Here is a 2443-nt window from a genome sequence, read left to right as displayed (position 1 = left end):
CAAGGCCGCCCAAGTCGCTCTCGGCGATAAAGCGCTGGCCGTAACGGGAGTGAGTCCCAGCCTGGCGGCGATGGAACTGGACGAGTGCCGAAAACTGGCGCAGATCATCGGCATTCGACACATTGTGATTGAGACGGAAGAACTGTCCAACCCGGCCTATCAGCGCAATTTGGGTGATCGCTGTTACCACTGTAAAAGCGAGTTATTCGGCAAACTGGGAGATTGGGCCGCGCGATTCGGAATGGCCGTGGTTGTTGATGGCTCGAATAAAGATGATCATGGTGATCACCGCCCAGGCCTTAAAGCAGCCAGAGAAAGGAATGTACGAAGTCCGCTGGCGGAATGCGATTTGACAAAAGGAGAAATCCGTGAATTGGCGAAGTATTGGGGGCTCCCCGTGTGGAACAAGCCAGCATCCCCCTGTCTGAGCAGCCGGATTGCTTATGGCGAGGAGGTCACGCCAGAACGGCTCATGATGATCGAGAGGGCGGAAAGTTTTCTGCGCGAGCAGGGGTTCACCACGTTGCGGGTGCGTTATCACCGGGGGGATCTGGCGCGTATTGAAGTGCCCCTCGAAGATCTGCCGCGTCTCGTGGATAGCCCCCTGCGACAGGTGCTGACCCAAAAACTTGCGGAGTTTGGTTTTAAGTTTGTCACCGTCGATTTGAACGGTTTTCGTTCCGGAAGTCTCAACAACCTCCTTCCTGCCGAGAGCCTCGAAATTCTGTCCCGGCGAGAGGGGGACGTGTTTGCCGCTGTCAAAAGCGGCCAATAGTTGAAGGCACCTGCCCCTCCACACGTCCCGCGGGAGGTTCATTCCCAGGATGACGACGTGCCCTCACGACCATGGAACGGTCTATTGCCCGCGCTTTATTGGAATCAGGTGCGGCAAGACACAGCGCGGGCGGTGATTCAGGCTATTGAGGTGGGAAGGCGGGCCATAGCTGGGGGGTCATTGGGGAAGCCACCTGAGGATTCGGTCCCTGGGACGGGACGACCAAGGCAGGGGGAGTGAGTGTCTGTGGGTCTCGGAGCGGAGATCCGCTAGGAGTTGTCCGGGCCTCTCCCGTCTGTGTTCCCGGGGATTCCCGATTCGGAGTCGACGCCCCCTTCTGGTCCTGTGAATTCGCGGCGCCGTCCTGAGACAGTTCTCCCAGGGGTTCAGCGTAAAAGGCTTCTTCGAGGAGGCTCACAGGCTCACGCTGCGCACTGAGATCGATGAGTGGCACATCGGGGAGCTTGATGGGTAACCGTTCACCGGCGAACTGCGTGCCCTGATAAATCGTCCCTTTCTGGAATGGCCCGGCGCCAAAGATCCAGACGTCGCTCGCATCGCTCTTTGCGAGCACGGCCCCCGATTGCCAGAGAGGCCGGCCCGTCTTGCGGTTGTACGCAAAGAGAAGAATTTTCGTGACGGCACTTTGCTGGGTTTTCTTGATGAGCGGAATTTCCGGTAGCGCAGTGGGCAAACCGACCGCAGTTACAACGGATGGGAGATTGACCTGGGGAACGCCCACGAGCACGCTGTGCATGTCTGTGCCCACGGCTCCAGATCGCACTTCAACAACGTAGTCTGCCTCTTCTTTCTTGTCGCGCAGGATAGCCCCGTGAGCCAATAGTTGCTGGCGGAGTGAGCTGATCAGATAATTGGCATCCACGACATCCTTCAAATAGGTGTCGTCGAGATAGACCTTTTTGCCGGATAGGGCGCGGAAATCGAGCCTGCCGACGGCCTGGTCCATGGAATCGGAAATGAGAAGCTGCTCGGTGGCAGTTCGGCGGGTTTCCGTCCACTTTGTCGTCCCGCAGCCGACCGTGCATGCGCAAATCACCGCCAGAACCAGGCCAACGGCCGCGCGTACTGGTCGGACAAGCCAGGTTGGGAAATTCGGGTTTGCGTCTGTAGTGAGTAAGGCCATGGGGTCTTCTTGACGTGGTACCAGCCAAGGGGATACACACCGGCTGCCACCTGTGCCGACGAAGTTGCTTCCTCAGTGCGCGAGGGACGGATTATAGGGAAAACCGGGCCAGGGGAAAAGGTTTGTTCTGCGCCCCGCAGAATCGTTTTGAGTGCCGTCTCGATGGCGCGCAATGGGGCAAAAATAGTCCCTCAGGTGGTCCCGACGCTCTGGTCTGGAGTTAGCACCGACCTTCGGCTCAATGTGAGACGACCTGGGCAATCCCGGCAATCAGACCAAGTTGATTATTGTTGTTAAAAAGAAGAGGATTGGTAGTTTGCGCCATGTGGGAAACATCGCTAAGGGATGGCCTGAAGCAAGCGTTTAAGGGCCTGCGTCATGGCATGGCCATAGTGTTCTTTGTCCAGCACGCGGAAGATGTACCGACCCGCGGCGGCTTCGTCAGTGACCCAGCGAACATGACCAGTCTGGTGATCTATAACACGAATCTTCTCAAACTTGAAAACTGAATCCGTCGTCCCATG

At 57.4% G+C, this 2443-nt stretch carries 3 protein-coding genes; 1 reads left to right on the top strand and 2 read right to left on the bottom strand.

Annotation, left to right across the window (positions count from 1 at the left end):
• Positions 1–775: ATP-dependent sacrificial sulfur transferase LarE (gene larE / locus H5U08_RS14325; RefSeq protein ID WP_297034470.1), on the top strand; the 775-nt coding region annotated here is incomplete at its 5' end.
• 142 nt (positions 776–917) lie between these two features.
• Here the strand turns inward: larE and H5U08_RS14320 are convergent.
• Both H5U08_RS14320 and H5U08_RS14315 read right to left on the bottom strand, forming a co-directional pair.
• Entirely contained in the window at positions 918–1919 is a 1002-nt protein-coding gene (locus H5U08_RS14320; RefSeq protein WP_297034468.1) for a DUF6655 family protein, read from the bottom strand.
• Between the two features lie 338 nt (positions 1920–2257).
• Positions 2258–2443 (bottom strand): hypothetical protein (locus H5U08_RS14315; RefSeq protein ID WP_297034466.1); only part of this gene is annotated, 186 nt, incomplete at its 5' end.

The organism is Thermogutta sp. (assembly GCF_014359955.1).
Classification (GTDB): domain Bacteria; phylum Planctomycetota; class Planctomycetia; order Pirellulales; family Thermoguttaceae; genus Thermogutta.
This window is presented reverse-complemented; position numbering and strand designations above follow the sequence as displayed.

Coding starts and splice junctions, on each gene's coding strand:
- H5U08_RS14320 (WP_297034468.1), bottom strand. CDS start 1,919: ATGGCCTTACTCACTACAGACGCAAACCCGAATTTCCCAACCTGGCTT.